At 73.7% G+C, this 23,661-nt stretch carries 19 protein-coding genes and 3 pseudogenes; 10 read left to right on the forward strand and 12 right to left on the reverse strand.

Annotated elements, in window-relative coordinates:
• Positions 1 to 2: 2 nt before the first annotated feature.
• Both ACIRQ9_RS18580 and ACIRQ9_RS18585 read right to left on the reverse strand, forming a co-directional pair.
• Positions 3 to 419: a BlaI/MecI/CopY family transcriptional regulator gene (locus ACIRQ9_RS18580; protein ID WP_404174013.1), complete on the reverse strand. Its 417-nt coding sequence runs from the start codon at positions 417 to 419 to the stop codon at positions 3 to 5.
• A 59-nt stretch (positions 420 to 478) separates the two neighbouring features.
• Positions 479 to 715 (reverse strand): hypothetical protein, encoded by a 237-nt coding sequence (locus ACIRQ9_RS18585; protein ID WP_404174016.1) that lies wholly within the window; start codon positions 713 to 715, stop codon positions 479 to 481.
• A 9-nt stretch (positions 716 to 724) separates the two neighbouring features.
• Between ACIRQ9_RS18585 and ACIRQ9_RS18590 the strand changes: the two genes are divergently transcribed.
• Positions 725 to 1,369, forward strand: coding sequence for a peptide deformylase (locus tag ACIRQ9_RS18590; RefSeq protein WP_404174019.1), 645 nt, complete (start codon positions 725 to 727; stop codon positions 1,367 to 1,369).
• A 363-nt stretch (positions 1,370 to 1,732) separates the two neighbouring features.
• Here ACIRQ9_RS18590 and ACIRQ9_RS18595 read toward each other — a convergent pair whose 3' ends face one another.
• Positions 1,733 to 3,160, reverse strand: a complete 1,428-nt coding sequence (locus ACIRQ9_RS18595) for a dihydrolipoyl dehydrogenase family protein (RefSeq protein WP_404174022.1) — start codon at positions 3,158 to 3,160, stop codon at positions 1,733 to 1,735.
• A 134-nt stretch (positions 3,161 to 3,294) separates the two neighbouring features.
• On the opposite strand from ACIRQ9_RS18595, the gene trxA reads away from it, so the two are divergent.
• Positions 3,295 to 3,675, forward strand: a complete 381-nt coding sequence (gene trxA, locus ACIRQ9_RS18600; protein ID WP_404174025.1) for a thioredoxin — start codon at positions 3,295 to 3,297, stop codon at positions 3,673 to 3,675.
• Between the two features lie 111 nt (positions 3,676 to 3,786).
• On the opposite strand, the gene ACIRQ9_RS18605 is transcribed toward trxA, so the two are convergent.
• Entirely contained in the window at positions 3,787 to 5,223 is a 1,437-nt protein-coding gene (locus ACIRQ9_RS18605) for an aldehyde dehydrogenase family protein (protein ID WP_404174028.1), read from the reverse strand.
• A gap of 117 nt (positions 5,224 to 5,340) precedes the next feature.
• Positions 5,341 to 6,387 carry a LacI family DNA-binding transcriptional regulator gene (locus tag ACIRQ9_RS18610; protein WP_404174030.1) on the reverse strand — a complete coding sequence of 349 codons (1,047 nt, stop codon included), beginning with the start codon at positions 6,385 to 6,387 and terminating at the stop codon, positions 5,341 to 5,343.
• Positions 6,388 to 6,523: 136 nt separating this feature from the next.
• Here ACIRQ9_RS18610 and ACIRQ9_RS18615 point away from each other — a divergent pair, with 136 nt between their 5' ends.
• Positions 6,524 to 7,195: a TetR/AcrR family transcriptional regulator gene (locus ACIRQ9_RS18615; RefSeq protein ID WP_404174032.1), complete on the forward strand. Its 672-nt coding sequence runs from the start codon at positions 6,524 to 6,526 to the stop codon at positions 7,193 to 7,195.
• 9 nt (positions 7,196 to 7,204) lie between these two features.
• A complete protein-coding gene (locus ACIRQ9_RS18620) occupies positions 7,205 to 8,371 on the forward strand; it encodes an FAD-dependent oxidoreductase (protein ID WP_404174035.1) in 1,167 nt (388 codons plus the stop codon).
• Here ACIRQ9_RS18620 and ACIRQ9_RS18625 read toward each other — a convergent pair.
• Positions 8,346 to 9,026, reverse strand: coding sequence for a TetR/AcrR family transcriptional regulator (locus ACIRQ9_RS18625; protein WP_404174038.1), 681 nt, complete (start codon positions 9,024 to 9,026; stop codon positions 8,346 to 8,348). The two genes, ACIRQ9_RS18620 and ACIRQ9_RS18625, sit on opposite strands and share 26 nt — an antisense overlap.
• 102 nt (positions 9,027 to 9,128) lie before the next feature.
• Here ACIRQ9_RS18625 and ACIRQ9_RS18630 point away from each other — a divergent pair, with 102 nt between their 5' ends.
• Positions 9,129 to 9,686: an NAD(P)H-dependent oxidoreductase gene (locus tag ACIRQ9_RS18630; protein WP_404174041.1), complete on the forward strand. Its 558-nt coding sequence runs from the start codon at positions 9,129 to 9,131 to the stop codon at positions 9,684 to 9,686.
• A gap of 53 nt (positions 9,687 to 9,739) precedes the next feature.
• Here ACIRQ9_RS18630 and ACIRQ9_RS18635 read toward each other — a convergent pair whose 3' ends face one another.
• Complete coding sequence (locus ACIRQ9_RS18635) at positions 9,740 to 10,621, reverse strand: LLM class F420-dependent oxidoreductase (RefSeq protein WP_404174044.1); 882 nt, start codon at positions 10,619 to 10,621, stop codon at positions 9,740 to 9,742.
• A 147-nt stretch (positions 10,622 to 10,768) separates the two neighbouring features.
• Here ACIRQ9_RS18635 and ACIRQ9_RS18640 point away from each other — a divergent pair.
• Positions 10,769 to 11,271, forward strand: a pseudogene (locus ACIRQ9_RS18640) (alpha/beta hydrolase fold domain-containing protein); the annotation flags it as partial.
• 7 nt (positions 11,272 to 11,278) lie between these two features.
• On the opposite strand, the gene ACIRQ9_RS18645 reads toward ACIRQ9_RS18640, so the two are convergent.
• Positions 11,279 to 13,321, reverse strand: coding sequence for a TerD family protein (locus ACIRQ9_RS18645; RefSeq protein ID WP_404174047.1), 2,043 nt, complete (start codon positions 13,319 to 13,321; stop codon positions 11,279 to 11,281).
• A 199-nt stretch (positions 13,322 to 13,520) separates the two neighbouring features.
• Between ACIRQ9_RS18645 and ACIRQ9_RS18650 the strand changes: the two are divergent.
• Positions 13,521 to 13,673, forward strand: a pseudogene (locus tag ACIRQ9_RS18650) (PucR family transcriptional regulator); the annotation flags it as partial.
• Here ACIRQ9_RS18650 and ACIRQ9_RS18655 read toward each other — a convergent pair.
• Positions 13,630 to 14,325, reverse strand: a pseudogene (locus tag ACIRQ9_RS18655) (molybdopterin-dependent oxidoreductase); the annotation flags it as partial. The pseudogenes ACIRQ9_RS18650 and ACIRQ9_RS18655 sit on opposite strands and share 44 nt — an antisense overlap.
• A gap of 229 nt (positions 14,326 to 14,554) precedes the next feature.
• On the opposite strand from ACIRQ9_RS18655, the gene ACIRQ9_RS18660 reads away from it, so the two are divergent.
• Positions 14,555 to 16,261 carry a SpoIIE family protein phosphatase gene (locus ACIRQ9_RS18660; RefSeq protein WP_404174050.1) on the forward strand — a complete coding sequence of 569 codons (1,707 nt, stop codon included), beginning with the start codon at positions 14,555 to 14,557 and terminating at the stop codon, positions 16,259 to 16,261.
• A gap of 9 nt (positions 16,262 to 16,270) precedes the next feature.
• Here the strand turns inward: ACIRQ9_RS18660 and ACIRQ9_RS18665 are convergent, their stop codons facing one another.
• Together ACIRQ9_RS18665 and ACIRQ9_RS18670 are read right to left on the reverse strand one after the other, a co-directional pair.
• A complete protein-coding gene (locus ACIRQ9_RS18665) occupies positions 16,271 to 17,296 on the reverse strand; it encodes an alcohol dehydrogenase (RefSeq protein WP_404174053.1) in 1,026 nt (341 codons plus the stop codon).
• A 355-nt stretch (positions 17,297 to 17,651) separates the two neighbouring features.
• A complete protein-coding gene (locus tag ACIRQ9_RS18670; RefSeq protein WP_404174055.1) occupies positions 17,652 to 19,070 on the reverse strand; it encodes a lamin tail domain-containing protein in 1,419 nt (472 codons plus the stop codon).
• A 275-nt stretch (positions 19,071 to 19,345) separates the two neighbouring features.
• Between ACIRQ9_RS18670 and ACIRQ9_RS18675 the strand changes: the two genes are divergently transcribed.
• Both ACIRQ9_RS18675 and ACIRQ9_RS18680 read left to right on the forward strand, forming a co-directional pair.
• Positions 19,346 to 19,900: a hypothetical protein gene (locus tag ACIRQ9_RS18675; RefSeq protein WP_404174058.1), complete on the forward strand. Its 555-nt coding sequence runs from the start codon at positions 19,346 to 19,348 to the stop codon at positions 19,898 to 19,900.
• Positions 19,901 to 20,140: 240 nt separating this feature from the next.
• On the forward strand, positions 20,141 to 21,217 hold the full coding sequence (locus tag ACIRQ9_RS18680; protein WP_404174061.1) for an acyltransferase family protein: 1,077 nt from the start codon (positions 20,141 to 20,143) through the stop codon (positions 21,215 to 21,217).
• Between the two features lie 101 nt (positions 21,218 to 21,318).
• Here the strand turns inward: ACIRQ9_RS18680 and ACIRQ9_RS18685 are convergent, their stop codons facing one another.
• Entirely contained in the window at positions 21,319 to 23,589 is a 2,271-nt protein-coding gene (locus ACIRQ9_RS18685; protein WP_404174064.1) for a M4 family metallopeptidase, read from the reverse strand.
• Positions 23,590 to 23,661 lie beyond the last annotated feature (72 nt).

Raw genomic sequence — 23,661 nt, forward strand, 5'->3', positions numbered from 1 at the left:
GGTCAGTCTTCCGTACCGCCGGGGTCGGCGGGCCCGGTGCTCCGACGGTTCACCCGGCCCGGTCCAGCGGCCTCCAGGAGGGCCCGCAGTACCTGCTCGTCGCCGGGCGGCAGCGCGGTGACGAAGCTCGCCAGCACGGCCTCGCGGTCCCGTTCGCCGTCCAGGAGCCGCCGCATGCGCAGCGCGGCGAGCCGGGCCACGTCGGCGGTCGGCGTCCACAGGAAGGCACGGCCCTGCCGTTCACGGGCGACGACGTCCTTGGCGAGCAGCCGGGTCAGGATCGTCACCACGGTGGTGTAGGCGAGGTCGCCGCCGAGCCGCTCCTGCACCCAGGCGGCGGTGACGGGACCACCGGCCTCGCGCAGCGCGCCGAGCACCTGGCCCTCCAGCTCCCCCTGCCCGCGCCGGGCCCGCGCCATAGTCCCGTCTCCCTCCGGCGTCGGCGTGCGCGACAGGCGTGCCGCGGTGTCCGACCACGCTACTTCACGCCGCCCCCGACCCCGTACGTCCGCCTTCCGCGGCGGTGGGCGATCTCGCCGAGCACGGCGTCCACGACGACGAACGCGGCGAGCGGGATCCAGGGCGACGGGACGAACACGAACGCCGCGGCCGCAGGACGAGGGGGCGTGTCCGTGGAGGTCCGGTGGTCGAAGGGGCGCGGGACGGGGTTCGCGGCGGGTGAGGCGACCCGCGTCACGGTCGCCGTCCGTGGCATGCTGGCGCGATGGCATCTCCCAGTGATCGCGCCTCCCTTGCCGAGCGCGTCGAGGAACTCCTCGCCGAAGGCGGCCCGTTGCCCATCGTCGCGGCAGGCGACCCGGTCCTGCGCCGCGGAACCGAGCGGTACGACGGTCAGTTGGGCCCCGCTCTGCTCGCCCGGTTCGTCCGGGCGCTGCGGGACACCATGCACGCGGCACCGGGCGTGGGCCTGGCCGCGCCCCAGGTCGGCGTCGCGCTGCGGATCGCGGTGATCGAGGACCCGGCGCCGGTGCCCGAGGAGGTCGCCGTCGCCCGGGGCCGGGTCCCGCAGCCGTTCCGCATCCTGGTCAACCCGGTCTACGAGCCCGTCGGCGGGGCCCGCGCGGCCTTCTTCGAGGGCTGCCTGAGCGTGCCGGGCTACCAGGCGGTGGTGGCCCGGCACGCTCAGGTACGGCTGCGCGGCCAGGACGAGCACGGCGTCGCGGTCGACGAGGTGTTCACGGGGTGGCCGGCCCGGATCGTCCAGCACGAGACCGACCACCTCGACGGCACGCTCTACCTGGACCGCGCGGAACTGCGCTCCCTGTCCTCGAACGAGACGGCCGCGGCCCGCTGGACGGACCCGACCCCGAGGGCGGCGGCGACGGAACTGGGCTTCGACCTGCCGTGACCACGGTGCCGTGTCACTGCGGCCGGGCCGGGCGGGCCACCGGCCGGTCAGGACGGCACGGCGGCCGACGGCGGGCAGAACCGGGCCCCGCCGGGGGCTGCCCCACCGGGTCGGAGGCCCGGAGCCCCGTCCGGGCGCGGCGGGCGGCCAAGCCGTGCGGCGACCGCCCGCCGACGGGAAGTGGCCCCGTCGGAGGCCCGGCTGCCGCGTCCCCCTGCGAACTGCGCCCCGGGGGACGGGGCGAGCCCCGACGGGGTCGCGCCGACGGGAACGGGTCGCGCCGGACGCCCCGCGGCACCTCCATGTGCGGCCCCCGCCCCGTTTGCCCGCCCCCGTCGGACGCCGGGCGTCCGTCGTCGGGCGTCAGCCCCGGTACGCCTCCAGCAGCCGCAGCCACACCTCGCTCAGCGTGGGGTACGACGGCACCGCGTGCCACAGGCGGCTGATCGGCACCTGGCCGACGACCGCGATCGTCGCCGAGTGGATCAGTTCGCCCACGCCCGGACCCACGAACGTGACCCCGCGCAGGATCTCCGCCTCCAGGTCCACGACCATGCGGGCGCGGCCCTTGTAGCCGTCGGCGTACAGTCCCGCTCCGGCCACCGAGGAGAACTCGACGTCGACGGCCCGCACCCGGTGTCCGGCCTGCTCGGCCTCGGCGAGGGAGAGACCGACCGCGGCCACCTCCGGGTCGGTGAAGACGACCTGGGGCACCGCGTGGTGGTCGGCGGTGGCCGCGTGGGCGCCCCAGGGGCCGTCCAGGAGTGGCGTGTCCGAGGCCCGGGCGGCGATCGCGTCGCCCGCGATCCGGGCCTGGTACTTGCCCTCGTGGGTCAGCAGCGCCCGGTGGTTGACGTCCCCGACGGCGTAGAGCCAGTCGGTGCCCTCGACCAGGAGCGTGTCGTCGGCGGTGAGCCAGGAGCCCGGTTCGAGGCCCACGGTGTCCAGGCCGATGTCGTCGGTGTGCGGGACGCGTCCGGTGGCGAAGAGGATCTCGTCGGCCTCGATGCGGTCTCCGGCGTCGGTCACGGCGACGACCGTGCCGTCCTCGCGGCTCACCGACGTGACGGAGGTGCCGGTGCGGACGTCGACGCCCGCCTCCTCGAGCGCCTCGGCGACGAACTCGCCTGCGAACGGCTCCATGCGGTTGAGCAGGCCCTTGCCGCGGACCAGCAGGGTGACCCGGGAGCCCAGGGCCTGCCAGGCGGTGGCCATCTCGGCGGCGACGACACCGCCGCCGACGACGATCAGCCGGCCCGGGGTCTCCTGGGCGCTGGTGGCCTCGCGGCTGGTCCACGGCCGGACCTCGGCGAGCCCTGGGAGGCCGGGCAGCTGGGCGCGGGTGCCGGTGGCGACGGCGACCGCGTACCGGGCGGTGAGCGTGGTGACGGTGCCGTCCGCGCCCGTCACGGTGACCGTGCGGGGCCCGGCGAGCCGGCCGTGGCCGCGGTACAGGTCGACGCCGATGCCGTCCAGCCAGCCGACCTGGCCGTCGTCCTTCCAGTTCGAGGTGAAGTAGTTCCGGCGGGCGAGGACCGCGGAGGTGTCGAGCGGGCCCTGGACAGCCTTGGCGAGACCGGGCAGGCGGCGGGCGTCGGCCTGGACGATCACCGGGCGCAGCAGGGCCTTGCTGGGCATGCACGCCCAGTACGAGCATTCGCCGCCGACCAGCTCGCTCTCCACGACCGCGGTGGAGAGGCCGGCCGCACGGGTGCGGCCGGCGACGTTCTCCCCCACGGGCCCGGCCCCGAGCACCACGACGTCGTATGCGATGGATTCCGTTTCCGTCATGGGGTCAGTCTCCAGGGTGGTGTGCCCCAGGGCCACACGGGTAGGTGGCCGGAATACCCACCCGGCCGGACGTGTTGTGCGGACGGCTCGTCCCGAAGCGGGGCGCCCCCCACGTCAGGAAGAGGGAAACTCGCATGAGCACCGTGGAACTCACCAAGGAGAACTTCGACCAGATGGTCAGCGAGAACGAGTTCGTTCTCATCGACTTCTGGGCGTCGTGGTGCGGGCCGTGCCGTTCGTTCGCCCCGGTCTACGAGAAGGCGGCGCAGGCCAACCCGGACCTCGTCTTCGCCAAGGTCGACACCGAGGCCCAGCCGGAGCTGGCCGCCGCCTTCGACATCCAGTCGATCCCGACCCTGATGATCGTCCGTGACCAGGTCGCCGTCTTCGCGCAGCCCGGCGCGCTCCCGGAGGCCGCCCTGACGGACGTCATCGGCCAGGCCCGGAAGCTGGACATGGACGAGGTGCGCAAGAGCATCGCCGCGCAGCAGGACAGTGGCGCGCAGGGCGAGTGACGGCCTGCCGCCCGTGTGACGAGCGCCGTCCGGGCACCTCGCCGCGGCCGCAGCCGGACGAACCGGCTGCGGCCGTGCCGTGTCATGGGGGCGCGGGCGGTGCGGCGCGCCTCAGAAGGGGTACGGCGCCACGTCACCGCGTACGGTCGTCCACCGCACGTCGGTGAACGCCTCCAGGTTGGACTCGCCGCCGAACCGCGCCCCGGTGCCGGAGGCGGCGACCCCGCCGAAGGGGGCCACGGCCTCGTCGTTCACCGTCTGGTCGTTGATGTGGACGATGCCGGTCGGGATGCGTTCGGCGAGGTCGAGTCCGCGTGCCGTGTCCCGGGTGACGATGCCGAGGGACAGGCCCCAGGGGCTGTCGGCCGCGAGGGCGGCGGCCTCCTCGGCGTCGGCGAAGGCGCGCACGGGCGCGACCGGCCCGAAGACCTCCTCGGCGTAGGCGGGGGTGCGGTCGTCGGCGCCGGCGAGGACGGTGGGCCGGTAGAAGAGGTCCTCGTGGGTGCCGCCGGCGGCGAGTTTGGCGCCCTGGGCGGTGCTCGCCTCCACCAGGCCGTGGATCTTGGCGAGTTGGGCGCCGTCGATGATCGGGCCGAGGTGGACCTGCGCGCGGTACGGGTCGCCGACGGCGAGGGAGTCGGCCTTGGCGGCGAGGCGTTCGACGTACTCCTCGGCCAGGGAGCTGTGGACCAGGTGCCGTCCGGTGGTCATGCAGATCTGGCCCTGGTGGAAGAAGGATCCCCAGGCGGCGGTGGAGATCACCGCGTCGAGGTCGGCGTCCTCCAGGACGATCAGCGCGGAGTTGCCGCCGAGTTCGAGGTGGGCGCGCTTGAGGCGGCGGCCCGCTGCCTCGCCGACCGCGCGGCCCGCCGCCGTCGAACCGGTGAAGGAGATCACGGGCACCTGCGGGTCGTCGACCAGTGCCGCACCGACGTCGGCGGCGCCGGGCAGCACGTGCAGCTGCCCGTCCGGCAGGCCGGCCTCCGCGAACACGGCGGCCAAGGACAGGCCGCCGCAGACGGCGGTGCGCGGATCGGGCTTGAGGACCACGGCGTTGCCGAGCGCGAGGGCGGGCGCCACCGAGCGGATGGACAGGATCAGCGGCGCGTTGAACGGTGCGATCACTCCGGCCACACCGACCGGCACCCGGCGGGTGTACGACAGCCGGGGCGCCTCGCTGGGCAGCACCTGGCCCACGGGACGGGAGGCGAGGGCCGCCGCCTCGTAGCACTCCTGGGCGGCGACGTGCAGTTCGAAGTCCGCCTTGCCGGGGATGGAACCGGACTCGCGGACGATCCACTCGCGCAGTTCGTCGGCGTGCTCGGTGAACAGGTCGCCGGCGCGGCGCAGCACCTGGGCGCGCACGAAGTGCGGGGTGCGGGCCCACGCGTGCTGCGCGGCGCGGGCCGCCGCCGCGGCCGGGGAGACGTCGGCGGGGGCGGCCAGGGTGACCGTGCCGAGCGCGTCGCCGGTGGCGGGCTCGGTGACGGTGTACGGGTCACCGGACAGGGCGCTCGCCTGCCAGTTCCTCGGGTCGAGCAGCGGCATGACGGCTCTCCGATCGCCGGGGTCGCGCGGCCCACGCTGCCCGCGGACCGTTTCGTTGAGCGCGCAACATCCTAGTCGGGCCGGCCGGAAAAGCACCGCCCCGTACAGGGTGACCCGTCAGCTGGACTCGCGCCGGACCACCGTGGCGCCGAGCACCTCGTGGGTCTCCGGCGTGCCGCCCGGGTCGCGCACCACGCGGTCGACCAGTTCGGCGAGCTCACGGCCGGAGGGCAGCTCGATGTGGATCGTGGAGAGCCGGGGCCGCAGCAGCCGGCCCAGGAGCAGGTCGTCGGCGCCGACCACGGCGGTGTCCTCGGGGACGCGGAGGCCCTCGTCCTGGAGGGCGCGCATCAACAGCATCGCGTACTCGTCGTTGTAGGCGAACACCGAGTCGAGGCCCGACTCCCGCCACCGCGAGGCGAGTTCACCGGCCGACTGCTCCGTGTAGCCGAGGGGCAGCTCGGTCACCGAGGCGTCGGTGCCGTACAGCGCCCGGCGGACGCCTTCGAGGCGGGGCCGGGAGTAGGTCTCCAGACCGGTCTCCGTGGGGACGACCACGCCGACGCGGCGCCGGCCGCGGGCGTACAGGTGGGCGCCGGCGCACCGGCCGACGGCGTCGTGGTCCATCAGCAGGGCGTGCGCGCCGTCGACGCGTTCGGGGCCGAGGGTGACCACGGCACGGGCGCCGGCCCGCTTGAGGACGGCGACGCCCTCGGCACCCAGCCCGGCGTTCGGCACCAGCACCGCGACCGGCCTCAACTCGGCCCAGGCACGGGCCGCTTCGTCGCCGCGCAGGCCCGCGGTGCCGTACTGGACGACCGTGTAGTCGAGGCGGCTGAGGGCCCACTGGAGGTCGTTGATGAACTGGCCGTACAGCGGGCCCATCGGGATGGCCGGGGCGGGCATCAGCACCATCCGGCTGTGGCCGGCGCGCAGGCTGCGGGCGGCCGCGTGCGGGACGTAGCCGAGTTCCTTCGCGGCCTCGTGGACCCGGCGGCGGGTGGGCTCGCTGATCCGTACGGCACTGGTGTTGTTGAGGACGTAGGAGACGGTCGCGCGGGAGACGCCGGCCAGGCGGGCCACGTCGGCGCTCGTGGGCACCGAGCGCGGAGTCGGCGAGGCCGCCGGGGGCGTATGCGGTATCTGCACCATGACGTACGGCATCTTGGCAGAACGCCGGGACGGCGGAATCGGCGGGGCGAGGTGGTTCACGGTTGCACGAAGTGGGTCCACCGCGGCCATCGTCGAACATGTTCGTCCCGAACTTGTTTGCCACGAACATGTTCGTTAGGGTGGTCGCATGCCAGCCACCCCCCGCTCCCGCCGGGAGCGTCCCGCCAAGCCCGCCCTGACCCGGGAGGGCATCGTCGGTCTCGCCGTCGGGATCCTGCGCGCCGAGGGTCTGCAGAAGGTCACCATGCGGCGCCTCGCGCAGGAGCTCGACACGGGACCGGCCTCCCTGTACGTCTACGTCCGCAACACCGCCGAGCTGCACGCGGCGGTCCTGGACGAGCTGCTCGGCACGCTGGCCCCGCCTCCGGCCGAGGGGGACTGGCGGGAGCGGCTGGAGGGGGTGCTCGTCGCGTACTCGCGGATGCTCCTGGAGTACCCGAGCCTCGCGCGCTCCGCGCTGACCGCGTGGCCGAGCGGCCCGCACTACCTGGACCTGATCGAGAACCTGCTGGGCCTGCTCGCCGAGGGCGGGGTACCGCCGGAGCGGGCCGCGTGGGGCGTCGACCTGCTGCTCCAGCGGGCCACCGCGACCGCGGCCGAGCACGCGGGCGGGGACGCACGCGAGGACTGGGACGCGCTCGGCGACGCGCTCGGCAAGGTGTCGGCGCGGGCCCACCCGCACATCGCCGCGGCGTCCGGGCTGCTGCTGTCCGGGGCGCCCGAGGCCCGCGCGTCCTGGGCGTTCCAGGCCCTGATCAACGGCATCGAGCACACCGCCGTACCCGAACCCCACGAGTAGGAGACCACCATGTCGACTCCCCACCACCCCGTAGCGATCATCGGCGCCGGACTCGGCGGACTCACCCTGGCCCGGGTCCTCCAGGTGCACGGCGTCGAGGCGGCCGTCTTCGAGCTCGACGCCTCCGAGGCCGCCCGCACCCAGGGCGGCATGCTCGACATCCACGACGACTCCGGCCAGCCGGCGCTGCGCGCCGCCGGGCTGTACGAGGAGTTCCTCGCCCACGTGCACACCGGCGGCCAGGCCGCCCGGGTGCTGGACCGGGACGCCCGGGTCCGCCTCGAATCGCCCGACGACGGCACCGGCGGCCGGCCCGAGATCGACCGGGGCGACCTGCGCCGGCTGCTGACCGGCTCGCTGGCCGACGGCGTGATCCGCTGGGGCGCGAAGGTCACCGGCGCCCGCCCGCTCGGCGACGGCCGGCACGAGGTGACCCTGGCGGACGGCACCTCCTTCACGACCGCGCTGCTGATCGGCGCGGACGGCGCCTGGTCCCGGGTGCGCGCGCTGCTCTCGGACGCGTCACCGGCGTACACCGGCGTGTCGTTCGTGGAGACCGACCTGCCGGACGCGGACGTACGGCACCCGGTGAGCGCGACGGTGGTCGGCGGCGGCATGCTGTTCGCGCTCGGCGCGGGCCGGGGCTTCCTGGCCCACCGGGAGAGCGACGGCGGCCTGCACGTGTACACCGCGGTACAGGCACCCGAGGAGTGGCTGGACGGGATCGACTTCAGCGACACCGAGGCCGCCAAGCGGGCCGTCCTCGAGCACTTCGACGGCTGGGACGAGAGCCTGCGGGCACTGGTCGCGGACGCCGAGGGCGCCCTGGTGCCCCGGCGCATCCACGCCCTGCCGGTCGGCCACCGCTGGGACCGGGTGCCCGGTGTCACGCTGCTCGGCGACGCGGCGCACCTGATGTCGCCGTTCGCCGGCGAGGGCGCCAATCTCGCGCTGATCGACGGCGCCGACCTCGGCCTCGCGCTGGTCGCGCACCCCGGCGACACCGAGGCCGCGCTGGCCGCCTACGAGGAACGGATGTTCGCGCGCGCCGAACGGTCCGCCGCGGAGTCGGCGGCGAGCGGAGCCATGCTGTTCCGGGCCGACGCCCCGCAGGGCCTGGTCGACATGTTCACCGCGCCCGCCGCGGACGTCAGCGCGGCGGCTCCGTCCGCGTGACCCGCGCGACCAGGTCGATCCAGCCGGCCTCCAGCCGCTCCATCGGCATCCCGCACTGCCGGGTCAGATGGTGGACGAGGGCCGGATCGAGGTAGCCGAGCAGCGTCTGGGCGAGCAGGTCGCAGTCGGCCTCGGCGTCGATGCGCCGCAGCAGCATCGTGACGTGCGTGCGCAGCGCCTGCATCGGCGGGTTGGCGTAGCGCCGGGTGGCCTCGGGCTGGGCGGCCAGCTGGAGGTCGAGCTGTTCCGCCGAGCGGTACAGCACCGCGACCCCGAACGCGCGCAGCCGCTCGACCGGCGGGGCGCCCGGCCCCAGCGGCGGCGGGCCGCCCAGGAAGTCCGCCTGGAGCCGGCGCGAGGAGTGGTCGAGCAGGGCCATCAGCAGCCCGGTGCGGTCACCGAAGCGGCGGAAGACGGTGCCCTTGCCGACCTCGGCGGCCGTCGCGACCGCCTCCATGGTGACGCCGGCCACACCGTGCTCGGCGATCAGCCGGGCGGCCGCCTCCAGCAGCCGGGCCCGGTTGCGGGCGGCGTCGGCGCGCAGGCACTGTTCCTCGGGGGCGGGGCCCACCTCGAGCAACTCGGGTACGTCAAAGGGCTCCTGGGGCTGTGGGAAGGGCGGCAGGACGCTGGACATGAAGACAGCGTAAAGCATGGGGAACAGAACTGGACCGCGGTCCGTTTGGGGTGTTAGAAATTAAGCGGACCTCGGTCCGTATTCGTAACGGCAGTGTTTCAGCCCCCTTGGAGTTCCCCCATGTCTGTCCGCATCCTTGCCCTCGTCGGCAGCCTCCGCGTCGGTTCGCACAACCGCCAGCTCGCCGAGGCGGCCGTCAAGCTCGCCCCCGAGGGTGCCGAGGTCGAGGTCTTCGAGGGCCTGGCCGACATCCCCTTCTACAACGAGGACATCGACGTCGAGGGCGCCGTCCCGGCCGCCGCCGCGAAGCTGCGCGCCGCCGCCCAGGCCGCCGACGCGTTCCTGCTCTTCTCCCCCGAGTACAACGGCACCATCCCGGCCGTCCTGAAGAACGCCATCGACTGGCTGTCCCGCCCGTACGGCGCCGGCGCCTTCGGCGGCAAGCCGGTCGCGGTCATCGGCACCGCCTTCGGCCAGTACGGCGGCGTGTGGGCCCAGGACGAGGCCCGCAAGGCCGTGACCATCGCCGGCGGCAAGGTGGTCGAGGACATCAAGCTGTCGATCCCCGGGTCGGTGACCCGCTTCGCCGAGACCCACCCGGTCGACGACGCCGAGGTCGCCGCGCAGCTCACCGAGGTCGTCGCGCGTCTGCACGGCACCGTGGGCGTCGCCGCCTGAGGCACCGCCGCACGCAGGGGCCGGGGCTCGGTGAGCCCCGGCCCCCACGCGTCTCAGTCGATCGCGGCGAGCCGCTCGACGGCCGGGGCCACGAAGCTCTCCATCCACCGCGAGGTCTCACCCAGGCGCGGGCCGAGGATGACGGTGTCGAGGCCCAGGTCGGCGTACCCCTCGATGTCCCGGGTGAAGGCGTCCAGGTCCCCGTCGGTGGCCGCGTCGCCGGTGTACGCGATGGTCTTGCGGATGCTGTCGTAGTCCCGTCCGGCGGTGTCGCAGTGGCCGCGCAGCACCTCCAGCTTGTGCCGCAGCTCGTGGGGCGAGGAGGGGATCAGGTTGCAGGCGTCCGCGTACCGGGCGACCAGGCGCAGGGTCTTCTTCTCCCCGCCGCCACCGATCATGATCTCCGGGTGCGGCGAACTGACCGGCGCCGGCACGCAGATCGTCTCGGCGAGGCGGTAGTGCCTGCCCTCGAAGGGGCCGTTGTTTTCCGGGTCCCACATCTGCAGACAGATCCGCAGCGTCTCCTCCAGCCGCTCGAAGCGCTCCGCGAGCGGCGGGTAGGGCACACCGAGACCATGGTGCTCACGGTCGTACCAGGCGGCCCCGATGCCCAGCGTGGCCCGGCCGCCGGACACCACGTCCAGGGTGGTGGCGATCTTCGCGAGGAGCCCGGGGTGCCGGTAGGTCACTCCGGTCACCAGGGCGCCCAGCCGGACGGTGGAGGTGCGGCCGGCGAGGTAGCCGAGGGTCGTGTAGGCCTCCAGCATGGCGTCCTCGGCGCCGCCGTTGCCCTCCATCTGGAAGTAATGATCCATCACCGAGAGCCAGCTGACGCCGGCCGCCTCGGCCGCGGCACCCGCGGCGGCGAGTTCGGCGCTCAGTGCGGGGCCACCGCCAGGGTGGTTGAACCGGTTGATGTGCACGCCCACGCGCATGGCCGTTCTCCGTTCCGCCCGGATCGTGTGCTGTCCTTCCGACGCTAGAACTTCGAGCGCTCTCGAAGTCAAGGCACACCGGACGCCGGCACCACCCGCCGGACGCCGGGGAGGTTCCGCCGTCCGGCGGCCCCCGGCTGCGGGCGGCACGCACGGAAGATCGGCGGCGACCCTGAGCGGATCGTGATCGCGGGCGGCGGCCTCACGGCGGCTCTTGCCCTCCTCCCGAGGGACCGCAGGGGGCATGCGGTCATCGGCCGGACGCTGATGTGCCCGATGCTCCGCGACCGCAACGACACCCCGTCCGGCCACCAGATGAGGGGCCTCGGCGCCCGGGGCGCACGGCCAACGAGACCGGCCGGACCGCCCTCCTGGGCGAGGCCCGCGGCGGCGCCGCCGTCTCTCCCTACGCGGCCCCCGCCCGCGCCACCGACCTCGCCGGCCTCCCGCCCGCCTTCCTCCACGTCGGCTCCACTGAGACCTTCCGCGACGAGACCGTCGCCTAGACCTCCCGCATCTGGCAGGCGGGCGGCATCGCCGAACTCCACGTCCGGCCTGGCGGCTTCGGCGGCTTCGCCCCGCGGGCCGCCCCGTCCCGGTCGGCACGCGACGCCCACCTGGACTGGCTGCGCCGGCTGCCGGCGCGCTGAGACAGCGTCATCCGACGGCCACCGGCTGCCGCACCGAGGCCCGCCGGACCACCGACCGGTCGAGCTGAACGGCGACGCTGCCGTAGAACCGCTGCACCGCGTCGTCCACACTGCGGATGAACCCGGTCTCGGCGTTGCCGCGGCCACTGCCCATGCCCTTCAGGAGAGACAGCCTGAAGCCGGTGATTCTGACGCCGTCCGCCTTCGGCAGCAGGTCCGCGGGCTCGGGTCGCAGGCGTTCGAGTGTGCCCCGCGGGCCGGCGGCGTCACCCTCCACCAGGGTCTCGATGTGCAGATCGGCCGGTGCCTCCGCCAGGGAACGCACCAGCCGCTTGACCCAGCTCAAGGGGTAGCCCTGTTCGGGGGACGGGATGTCCATGGACGTCCGGAGCCGTCCGGTGCGCAGGTCGGCGACGACGGCGAGCACTCCGGGTGTCCCCTCGATGCGCAGTTCGGCCTGGAGCCGTCCTTGGAGGCACAACTGGTCGGCGAGGAGGCGCCGGCGCTCCCTCGGGTCCCTGCCGCCCCTGGAGCCCCGGCCCGGCAGCACCTTCTGGCCCAGTTCGCCGCCCAGGCCCAGGCAGACCTGCCGGATGAGCCGCTCCCAGCTCTCCACCACGTCGAGGGCGCGCTGATCCCCCTGACACAGGGTCTCGTCGTCGATGCCGTTGCGCACCGGTACCCAGGCGGGGCCCATGTTCTGGAATCCGTGGCACCCGGAGTTCTCGTGCTGGAGGTACTGCAGAAGTTCCTGAAGCAGCCAGGCGTGCGCCCTGTTACCGACTCCCTCGTGCCGGATCAGCATCTGGGCCTGGTGGGCGACCTCGGCCCAGGACAGATGCCTGAGCGCCACCTTGTGCTTGCGACGCCCGTCGATCTTGACGTCGACCAGCGGACTGCCTTCGAGGGCGACGTCGTTCGACAGGGTGATCACGGCCTCGTAACCACGCCGGGCCGCGATGTCCATGTACGCCTGCACCTGGTCGGACTTCAGGGCATTGCCGTTGGTCTTCGTCTCGACCAGGGCCGTCCACAGCTTGCCGGCCCGCTCGACACGGATGACTCCGTCGGGGCGCCGAGGAGAGTCGCCGTGCGGCAGGGACACCTCGGTGAACGTCTCCATGCGTCCGGCCGGCGCACCGAAGCCCGCGGTCAGCCGCCTGCCGAACTCGGGGACCTGCGCCATCACGGAGAGGAGGACCGACGTGGCACGGGTCTCGCGGTCCCGGTCGCTCTTGAGGGCCGAGACGGGGAAGAGCCGGGACTCGCGCCAGGACTCGTTCTCCGCAAGCGACTTGCCCACCGCCTTGGGCAGGGTGATCTTCTTCTTCGCCGTCCGCGGTCGCGGAGCCGGCTTCCGCGCCGTCGCGTCCTCCGCGGCCGGACGCGGTGCCGGGACGCCGTCCAGGTTCGCCGACGACGCCTGCTCGACCACGGGCTCGGGATCATCCGCGACGGCCGCTTCCTCGTCCGCCGGATCGTCGAGCACGTCCTGCGGCTCGGCGTCGTCGTCGATGTCGACGCCGAAGTCGGTCGCGAGCCCGGCCAGTCCGTCCGCGTACCCCTGGCCGACGGCCCGGAACTTCCACTCCCCCGCCCTGCGGTACAGCTCCCCGAAGATGACCGCGCTCACCGAGTCGGCGTCCTCGACCGTGAACCGGAGCAGAGGGTCGCCCGCCGCGTCGGCCAGCGTGACCGTGAGGTTCTCCAGTTCGCCGAAGTGTGCGTCGCGGTACCGGCTGGCGGCCACGATCATCCTGTCGACGTCCTGTGGCACGGCCGTCAGGTCGAAGCCGATCCGGTCCTCGTCACCGGCCTCCGTGGGTGCCTTGCCCAGCAGTTGCACGCTGCCGTCGGACGCCACCGGATTGTTGTAGAAGTAGAAGTCGCAGTCACCGCGCACCTTGCCGCCGGAGCCGACGAGCAGAACGGACACGTCCGCGTCCCCCTCGCCGGTCGGGCTCACCCACCCCAGGCTGACGACCACCGAGCCGACGTTCTCACTCAGGGCCGACAACGTGACGTTGGACCCCTTCATCATCTCCTGCATGAATCCCCCCAGGATCCCCACCGTTGAGCAGGGCAACTGTAGTACGCACGGACCTCGGTGATATCGACGATCTGAAATCGACCGAACCTGTTCGCTATTGACCGTTTCCGGGTGAAACACCTTGCCGGCACGGCTCCGGCACCGCGCGGAGTCACGGTCCGAGCGGGCGGGCGACGCGGTCGCCCGTCGGCTCCGGTTCTCCTCCGCGGGCCGTGAGGCGCTGGAGCGCGGCGCCGCCGTGCTCGCCGGCTGTCCGGCACGGCTGGTCGACGCGGACCGGCGGGTGCGGGTGCGCGTCGTGCCGGACGGCCGGCGCGAGGACGGCAAAAGAGGTCGGCCTTCGCGGCGGTGGCGGTGCGGCGCGGGTCGACGACGATGAGTTTCGGGCCCGCCCTGACCCGGTCCAACAGGCGCAGGAAGAGGACGGGGTGGCAGTCGGCCATGTGGGAGCCGATGACGAGGAAGACATCGGCCCGGTCGAGGTCGTCGTAGGAGCCGGGCGGGCCGTCGGCGCCGAGGGAGAGCTTGTAGCCGGTGCCGGCGCCCGCCATGCACAGCCGGGAGTTGGACTCGATGGTGTCGGTGCGCAGGAAGCCCTTGGCGAGCTTGTTGGCCAGGTACTGGGCCTCCAGGCTCAGCCGGCCGGAGACGTGGAGGGCAACCGCGTCCGGGCCGTGCTCGTCGACGGTCGCGCGCAGCCGCCGGGCGGTCTCGGCGACCGCCGCGTCCACGGCCGCGGGGAGGGCCTGCTCGCCGCGGGCCGGTCGCAGCAGGGCGGTGGTCAGGCGGCCGGGCGCGGCGAGCAGGTCGGCGGTGGTGACGCCCTTGGTGCACAGCCGCCCGCGGTTGGCGGGGTGCGCCTTGTCGCCGGAGGCCCTGAGGACGGCAGGGCGGCCGTCCGGTCCGCTGCCGACGTCCAGGACCAGGCCGCAGCCGACCCCGCTGTACGAGCAGACCGTCCGCACGGTCGCGGTGTCGGTGCGGCGCGAGTCCGGCGCGGCCACCGGTCACCCCCTTGTCCTGGCTGGTCAGGCTCTGTCGTGCGGCGCCGACCGTACGCGGCGGTGGTTTCGCGGGCGTCACCGCTCGTGATCCACGGGGGTTGAGGCCGCCGCACCGGCCGGTGTCCGGCGATGTGAGCGGGCGGCCGGCGGGTATGTCCCGGGATGCGGGATTCCGGGACCTGATGGAGGATGAGGGCGGCCGTGGGCGGGGGCAGGCGAGGAGGACCGGGTGGACAGGGACGCCTCCTCGCGACGACCGGCCTCCTCGGGCGCGCCTCCCGTGGACATCGGCTACATCGACCTGCTGCGCGGCATCGTCGAGGGCGCGGCCGTCGGCTTCGCGGTCCTCGACACCGACCTGCGCTACCTGTACGTCAACCCGCACATGGCCCGGATGACGGGACTGCCCGCCGCCGCGTACCTCGGGCACACCCTGCACGAGGTGCTGCCGCACATCCAGCGGCCGGAGGCGGTGCTGCGGGACGTCCTGCACGACGGACGGCCGCGCGAGACCATCGTCTCCGGGCGGACCTGGGTGGACTCGCCGTACCAGGTCCGCGAGTGGCGGTGCGTCTACCACCGGGTGGTGGACAGCAGCGGCAAGGTGGTGGGGGTCGCCGGGGTCGGCCTGGAGATCAGTGAGCCGCAGCAGTACCTGTACGAGCTGGAGCGTGCCCATCGGCGCCTGGCGCTGCTGGACTCGGCCGCCTACCGGATCGGCACCGGCACCGACGTGGCCGGCACCTGCCGGGAGCTGGCGGAGTTCGTCGTACCGGAGCTGGCGGACGCGGCCGGGGTGGAGCTGGTGCCGCCGGACACGGCGTCGGGGCGGCGGACACCGGTCCGGCTGGCCGCCTACGCGACGCGGCCCGAGCTGGTGACCGGGCTCGCGGCCCTGGACGCGCGCGGTGAGCTGGTCGGCTGGCCGCGCGGCATCGGGGCCCGGCGCGGTCTGGCGGCGGGCCGGGTCCTGCGGCGCAACGCGATCACCTCCGCGCAGTGGCGTGCGCTGATCCCGAGCTGGCCGCCGGCCCGTACGTGTCTGACCGCGGGTGTCCACTCGGTGCTGCTGGCTCCGCTGGTCTCGGACGGCCGGTATCTCGGCAGCCTCCAGCTGGCCCGGGCCGGGGAGTCCGCGCCGTTCTCGAACGAGGACGCCACGGTGGCCCGCGAACTCGCCGCCCGTGCGGCGCGCGCCCTGGACCGGGCGGTGCGGTTCGAGCGCGAGCACACCATGGCCCTGGAGCTGCAGCGGGCCCTGCTGGCCGAGCCCGGCCGGCTGCGGCAGCACGGCGGTGTGGAGACCACCGCGCGCTACCGGCCCGCCGACGACGAGTCGCTGATCGGCGGGGACTGGTACGACGTCCTGGCCCTGCCGGACGGCCGGACGATGCTGGTCATCGGGGATGTGATGGGGCACGGCGTGGAGGCGGCGGTGGCCATGAGCCACTACCGTTCCACGCTGCGCGCGCTGGCCCGCGCGGGGCTCTCCCCGCGCCGGATCCTGGAGCACGCGGACCGGATGGTCTCCGACTCCGGTTTCGAGCGGGTGGCCACCTGCTTCCTCGCGCTCGGTGACGCCGACGTCGCCACGCTCACCTATGCCAGCGCCGGGCACCTGCCGCCGGTGTGGCTGGCCCCGGAGGGCGGCATCGAGCTGGTGCCGGTGCCGGTCGGCCCGCCGCTGGGCAGCGGGCTCGGCCGGTACGAGCAGCGTGTCACCCCGGAACGCGGGGGTGTGCTGCTGCTGTACACCGACGGGCTGGTGGAGCGGCGCGGTGAGGACATCGACCGCGGCCTGGCCCGGCTGACGAGTCTGCCCCTGTCCCCCGGCGACCCGCTCGACAAGATCGTCGACACGGTCCTCGACCATCTCGCCGTCGGCTCGGAGGACGACATCGCGCTGCTCGCCGCCCGTGCCGTGAAGCGGCGGTGACCGGGCGGTTCAGCCGTAGTCGAGCACCATGCGGAAGCGTGCGGCTCCGTCGAGCATCTTCTGGTAGGCCGCGCCCGCCTCCTCCAGCGGTACGGTCTCGATGGTCGGCCGGATCCCGTGCAGGGCGCTGAAGTCCATGGTGTCCTGCACGTCCTGGGCGGTGCCGGACGGGTGGCCGCGCACCTGCCGGGCGCGCGTGAGCAGCTGGAGCGGGCTGATCCCCAGGGGCTCGGGGTCGATGCCGATCGCCACCAGCTCGCCCCGCGGGCCGAGACCGTCGACGGCGGCCGAGATGGCCTGGGAGTTGCCCGCGGTGGCGAGGACGACCTTGGCGCCGCCGAGCGACTGGAGGGCTTCGGCGACGGGGGTCGCGGCCGTGGAGTCGACGTAGTGGTGGGCGCCGAGCTGCTTGGCGAAGTCGGCCTTCTCCGCGCCGCGGGCGATGGCCACCGTCTCGAAGCCCATGGCCACCGCGTACTTGACGCCGAGGTGCCCGAGCCCGCCGAGGCCGACGACGGCGACCAGGTCCCCGGGTTCGGCCGGGCTGCGCCGCAGCCCGTTGAACGTGGTCACGCCCGCGCAGCCCAGGGGCGCGGCGTCGGCGGCGGACAGGCCTTCGGGGATGCGGGCCAGGGCGTCGACCGGGGCGACGACCTGCTCGCCGAAGCCGCCGTCGTAGGACCAGCCGGGCACCCGCAGGTTCTCGCAGACGATGAAGTCGCCCTGCCGGCAGGGCGTGCAGTGGCCGCAGCTGCCGCCGAACCAGCCGACGCCCACCCGGTCGCCGGTCTGCCAGCCCCAGTCCTCGATGCCCTCGCCGATCTCCTCGATCCGCCCGGCGATCTCGTGTCCTGGCACCACGGGGAAGGTGATGCCCGGCAAGCCGTCGTTCACGAAGAAGCTGTCGCTGTGGCAGACTCCGCAGGCCTCCACGGCGATCCGCACGTGCCGGGGACCCGGCCGGGGGACCTCGCGTTCGACGATCTCGAACGGTCCGCCCGCGGTGGTCACCTGCGCGACTCGGTAGGTACTCATGCGTCTCTCCCGGAGCGGGTACGACGGTACGGTCACACCCCCTCCCCAGCACACCAGCTCCGGGCCGATCGCGCGCGTCGAGCCCCCGGTTCACCGCGGAGTGACGCCGGCGGTACGGGGTGTCACGAGGAGGCGAGGTCGGGCGCGAAGGGCTTGCCGGGCCGGTCGACGTAGTCGCGGACCGGTTCGGCGGGGGCGGTGGGGCCGGCTGGTGGCCACGGTTCCTCAGGGAGGGGCGACAAGGAACCGGCACGTCGGTGAAGTCGACGTGCCGGTAGAGGAGTTGACGCTCGACTCGGGTGGTGCGTGCGGTGCCGCGCGTACGACACCGCCGGGTACCGGCGCGCCGGCCCGGTCAGCAGGTGATCGTGCCCCGGCGCAGGGCGTGGCCGCCGTCGTTGCTGTCGTCGGACCAGTACACGGGCTTGCTGCCGCCCGTGCACGCGTCGGAGCCGGAGACCGAGAAGCCCTCGTTGTTGAGGTTGTCCATGCCGGACGGACGGTTGTGGACCGCCGTGGTGGCGAAGACCCCGGACGCGTTGATCTTCATGGTCCGGTGCTGGCCGTCGCAGGTGTCGTCGCAGACCGCCCAGAGGCGGGAGGCCTGCGGCTCCCACTGGAGTTCCATCACGCCGGCCATGCCGCTGCTGACGGACGCGACGCGGGTGAAGGTGCCGCCGTCCTCGAGGACGTAGCCGTAGATCATGCCGGTGCCCTCGACGCCGACGAAGAACACGCCGCCGGTGTGGGAGCCGTAGCCGGCCGGGGTGTAGGCCGCGCCCGTGGAGGCGTCCTTGAACCCGGCGGCGGTCAGGGCCGCGTCGGGGACCCAGGCGATGCCCTCCAGGCCGAGGTTGGAGCCCACCGGCGGCAGGTCCGGGGTGAGGTTCCACTCGGTGCCGGCGGTGAGCGTGGTGGAGGTGCCGCTCACGTCGTACTTGAGGACGGACAGGCGGCTGGTGCCGGAGGAGTCCGCGTTGCGCTCGCTCGCCACGTAGACGCCGCCGCTCGACCCGGAACCGGTCAGCGTGACGCCCTCGTCGTCGGGCGTGCCGGAACCGCCGGGGAACCGCAGGGACTTGCCGGAGGACCAGCCGCCGGTGGTGTCAGCCTTCCAGGCGGTGGAGCCGTTCGGGACCAGGCGCCACAGCTTGCCGCTGTTCTGCGCCGCCCACATCACGTTCCCTTCCTGGTGGAGGCCGCTGAGGTCGGAGCCGAAGACGTTCTTGGCGTCGGCGGTCGCCACCGAGGACCCGCCCGGCCAGGCCGTCGGCGAAAGGCCGCCGGAGCCACAGGCGTTGGCGGCACCGAGCGTCAGGGCCGCCGAGCCGAAGGCACCGGTGCCGTCCGGGCAGCGCGACCACGACGGGGCGGAGTGCCCGCTCCAGCTGAAGCTGTCCACCAGGGTGGTGCCGTCGGCGAGGTAGAGGCGTGCCTCGTCGTCGGAGCCCAGGCCGAAGGCGTTGTGCACGTCGAAGGCCACGAACCCGCCGGGGGCGAGCGTGGTTCCGGCGGCTATCGCGTACTCGGAGCTGTTGTTGTCGTCCTTGATGATCCAGCCGGACAGGTTCACCGAGGCGGTGCCCTTGTTGTACAGCTCCACCGAGTCGTTGACGCTGCCGGTGGTCACCACCTCATTGATCCGGATGTCGTCGGCCGCGGCCGCGTGGGCGGGGGACTCGGTCAGAGCGCCGACGGCGAGCGTCGGGCCGGCGACGGCGACGAGCAGAGCACGGAGGCTGCGACGCCACCGGCGAGCGCGTGATTCGGTCACGAAGTCCGTCCTGGGTTTTCGTTGTGACAGGCCGCCAGGACCCTTCCTGCGCAGCCCGAACGGCCCCCTTCACCCAGGTGAGGCCGGTATGAACGGTCGGCGAACCACCAAGATCACATGGCGCCGGGCGCCGCCCCCGACCGCGGTGGCGTCAGAGGTCGCCGACGGCCCGTCGCCATGGTCAAGACTGCGTCATCTCCGCGCCGCGGCTGAGAGAGCGGGCGCCGGGCGACGTACCACGGAGCACACGGCAACGACTCCTGAAAGGCGCCTCCTTGAACCCGCGACGCATCGCCCCGCTCCTCGCCGCAGGGCTCGTCTCCCCGCTCCTGCTCGGGGCGTGCGGCTCCTCGGACGGATCAGGCTCCGGCGGCGCCGCGCCCGCGGCCCCGGCCGCGTCGGCCCCCACGGTCCCCGCACCGGCGGCTCCGGCGGCGGGCGGCGCCGCGAGCACCGGGTCCTCGGCGGTCACCACCGGTGTGGCGGCCACGGCGGTGCACGGCGTCGGCACCGTCGTCACCGACGACCGGGGCATGACCCTCTACCGCTTCGACGAGGACCGGCCGGATCCGTCCCGGTGGACCTGCTCCGGCACCTGCACGAAGACATGGCTGCCGGTCATCGTCGGCGACGCCGTGCGGACCTCGGGAGTGGGCAGGAACCTGCTCGGCACGGTCCACCGCGACGGCGAGAAGCAGCTGACCCTCGCCGGATGGCCCCTCTACCGGTACAGCGGCGACACCGCGGCCGGACAGGCGAACGGCCAGGGCAGGGACGCGCGGTGGCACGCCGTCGCCCCGTCCGGCGCGAAGGCCGCCGCGACCGGCTGATCGGACACCGTGGGCCTGCCGCGCTGAACCTCCCGGCCCGCCGCCACGTACCAGGGTGCGGTGGCGGCCCGGTGCCGCCCCGGCGCACCGCCAGGGAAACGGCCCGGCGGACGACGCGCCGCCAGGAGAAGGGGTCGAACGATTTCCACGGACCTGAGCCGTCCGGCCGGCGGCACGCTCGAAGCGGCCACCCCGGCCCCGCGGTGGGAGACGGCGGCCGGGACCCGCGGCCGCCCGCAGGTGGCCGGCCTGGACGGCCTCCGCGGCCTGGCCGCCCTGTATGTGGTGCTGTTCCACTGCTGGCTGTACACCTTTCCCGGCTACCCCGACAGTTCCGCGCCGCCGTGGCTGAAGGGGCTGATGTTCGGGCGCCTCGCCGTCGTCTTCTTCCTGGTGCTGTCCGGCTTCTCCCTCGCGCTCTCACCGGCCCGCCACGGCTGGCGGCCCGGCGGTGCCGCCCGGTTCCTGCGCCGGCGTGCCTGGCGGATCCTGCCGCCGTACTGGGCGGCGCTGGCGCTGAGCCTGCTCGTCTCGTCCCTCGTGGTGCCGGCCTCGCACCACGGCGCGCCCACCGGCGGGACCGTCCTGGTGTTCGGCCTCGTCCTCCAGGACATGATCACCGCGCCCACGCCGAACGGCGCGTTCTGGTCGATCGGCGTGGAGGCCGAGCTGTACCTGCTCTTCCCGCTGCTGCTCCTCGTGCGGCGGCGGACGAACGCGGTGGTCCTGGCCGGGTGCGCGGCGCTCCCGGTGATCGTCCTCGGTCTGGCCGCGCCGGGCGGCAACCCGGTGGAGGGCGAGAACCTGCTCGCTCCCCACCTCGCGCCGGTGTTCGTCGCCGGCCTGATCGGCGCGGGGATCGTCACCGCGCGGGAGCGGGTGCGGCGCCTGCCCTGGGCCTGGTTCGCGGCGGCGGCCGCCCTGCCCGTCCTGGTCGTCGGCGTCGTCAAGGGCTCCGTGTGGACGGTGGACCACTACTTCTGGATCGACCTCGCCGTCGCTCCCGCCATGGCGATGCTGCTCGCCGCGGTGGCCACCGGCAGGCCCGCCCCGCTCCTGCGGCTGCTGGACAGCCGGCCGGTACGGGGCCTCGGCGACCTCTCCTACAGCCTCTACCTGATCCACCTGCCGGTCGTCCTGACGGTGATCCGCCGCGTGGCGCCGCACCTGGTGGCTCCGGGCCTGCCCACGTTCTGCCTGACGCTCGCCGTGGCCCTGCCGGTCTCGGTGTCCGGGGCCTGGCTGTTCTCGCGGATCTTCGAGCTGCCGTTCAAACGCAACAGGTCCTGGCGGGCGCTGGTCGGGCGGCGGACCTGAGCGGACCGGACCGGCGGCCGGGCCGGCCCCGTACGGCGGGAGCCGCTGTCCCGGGCGCGGCGGGCGTCCCGGGACAGCGGCTCCTCACGTGGGCGACGGGCTCAGGGGACGAGCCGCCACTGCTCGATGTAGCCCACGTCGATCGCGGCACGGTCCTGGACCCGGAGCTTCCAGGTGCCGTTCAGGGGCTGCGCGGAGGCGTCGACGGTGAACGTCTGGTCGACGTTGTCGGCGGAGCCGCCGCTGCGGTTCAGCAGGGAGTAGGCGGTCCCGTTGGGGCCCACCAGGTCGACGGTCAGGTCACCCCGGTAGGTGTGGACGATCTTGACGTAGACCTGGGTGGTGGCGGAGGCGTTCCCGGTGCGGCCGGTGACCGTCACCGGGGACTCCACGGCGGGGCCGTTGTCGGGGATGTCGACCCGGCTGGAGTTGGCGTAGATGTAGGCCACCTGCCAGGAGAAGTGCCGGGTGGCGGACGCGCCGGTGTCGTCGGTGACCGTGATCGTGACGTCGCTGGTCCCGAGCGTGGTGGGGGTGCCGGTGATCAGGCCCGTGTCGCTCATCGTCAGGCCGTCCGGCAGACCGGTCGCCGTGTAGGTCAGGGCCGCGCCGGAGTTCGTGGTGTAGGCGTCCGCCTGGAGGGACACCTGCTGCCCGACGCCGCTGATCTGGTCCGCGATCGGCGCCACGTTGACGCCCAGCGCGATCCGGTCGCCCACGTTGATCGCCGCCCACGCGTTGGCGACGGCGAGGTAGGAGGGGCTGTAGGCGCCGAAGAGGTCGGCCGCGGCCTGGAGGGTGGCGGTGCGGGCGCCCGCGTAGTTCGTGCTCGACGTCATGTAGGTGCTGAGCGCGCGGTACCAGACCTGCCGGGCGTTGTCGATGCCGATGCCGGTGACCGGCTGGCCGTCGTAGGTCGGGCTGTCGTAGGAGACGCCGTTGACGGTCTTCGCTCCGCTGCCCTCGGAGAGCAGGTAGAAGAAGTGGTTGGCCGGGCCCGAGGAGTAGTGGACGTCGAGTCCGCCGAGGGACGGGCTCCAGTAGTCGCTGGACGCGCCGTCCTTGGACGGCTTGTCCATGTAACGCAGCGGGGTGCCGTCGCCGTTGATGTCGATCTTCTCGCCGACCAGGTAGTCCGGGACGTCGGCGGGCAGGTTCTCGTAGAACTCGACGGCGGCGGCGAAGATGTCGGAGGTCGCCTCGTTCAGGCCGCCCGACTCGCCGGAGTAGGTGAGGCCCGCGGTGGCGGCGGTGACGCCGTGGCTCATCTCGTGCGCGGCGACGTCGAGCGCGGTGAGCGGGTGGGTGTTGCCGGAGCCGTCGCCGTACGTCATGCAGAAGCAGGCGTCCTGCCAGAAGGCGTTGACGTAGTTGTTGCCGTAGTGGGCGCGGCTGTAGGCGGCGACGCCGTCGTTGCGGATGCCGTTGCGGCCGAAGACGTCCTTGTAGAAGTCCCAGGTGGCCGCCGCGCCGTAGGCGACGTCCACGCCCGCGGTCTGCCGGTTGGCGACCGTGCCGTCGCCCCAGACATCGTTGTCGTCGGTGAACAGGGTGCCGGTGCCCGAGGTGCCCTGCTTCAGGTCGTAGGTGCGGTGGCCCGCGCGGTCGCCGTCGACGAGCTGGTAGGTCGAGCCGGAGAGCGTGGTGCCCAGCGGCACGGTCCCGTCGAACTGCCCGATGCCGACGCCGGTTTCGACGCCCTGGTAGCGGAAGAGCTGCTTGCCGGTCGCCGCGTCGGTGATCACGTGGAGTTCGTTGGGTGTGCCGTCGTCCTGGAAGCCGCCGACGACGGACTCCCAGGCCAGGGCCGGGCGGCCGGAGGCGGCCCAGACGACGAGGCGGGGGCCGGTGCCGACCGCGGGGCGCTCGGCGCCCGCCTTCGCCGCGGTGGTGAGCGCCTGGTCGCGCGCCGCGGCCGCGGAGATCTTCGCCTTGGTGGTGGGGAGGGCGAGGGCCGCCTTCGTGGCCTTCGTGACCGTGAGGCGGGCGCCGCTGCGGTGCACGACCAGGTCTCCGCCGAGGACGGGCAGGCCCGCGTAGGTGCGCTCGTAGCGGGTGTGGGTGGTGCCGTCGGCGTCCTGGGTGACGTCCTTGACGACGAGCTTCTCGGCGCCGCCCAGGCCGAGGGTCCTCGCGGTGTCGGCGGCGGCGGTCGCGGCGCTCTTGAGCAGTGCGGTGTGCCGTGCCGGCGACAGCGCCGCGGGGGCGGCGCCGGCCCGGGGGGTGGCGTGGATCCGGGCGGGGGCCGGTGCGTCGGAAGAGGCCAGGGCGGTGCCCTGCTGAAGGCCGGCCGCGAGCAGGGTGGTGGCGGCGGCCAGCGCCAGGCCGGCGCTGCCTCTGACACGGCGATGGTGACGGTCCTGCCGGAACATGGCGTTCTCCTTCTGTGGGGTGGTCGGGCCCGGTGGAGCCCGGGAGAGCGGGTCGGCTGGGTCGAGCCGTCC

This window comes from Streptomyces sp. NPDC101237, from assembly GCF_044767465.1.
In the GTDB taxonomy this organism is placed as follows: Bacteria; Actinomycetota; Actinomycetes; order Streptomycetales; family Streptomycetaceae; genus Streptomyces; species Streptomyces gramineus.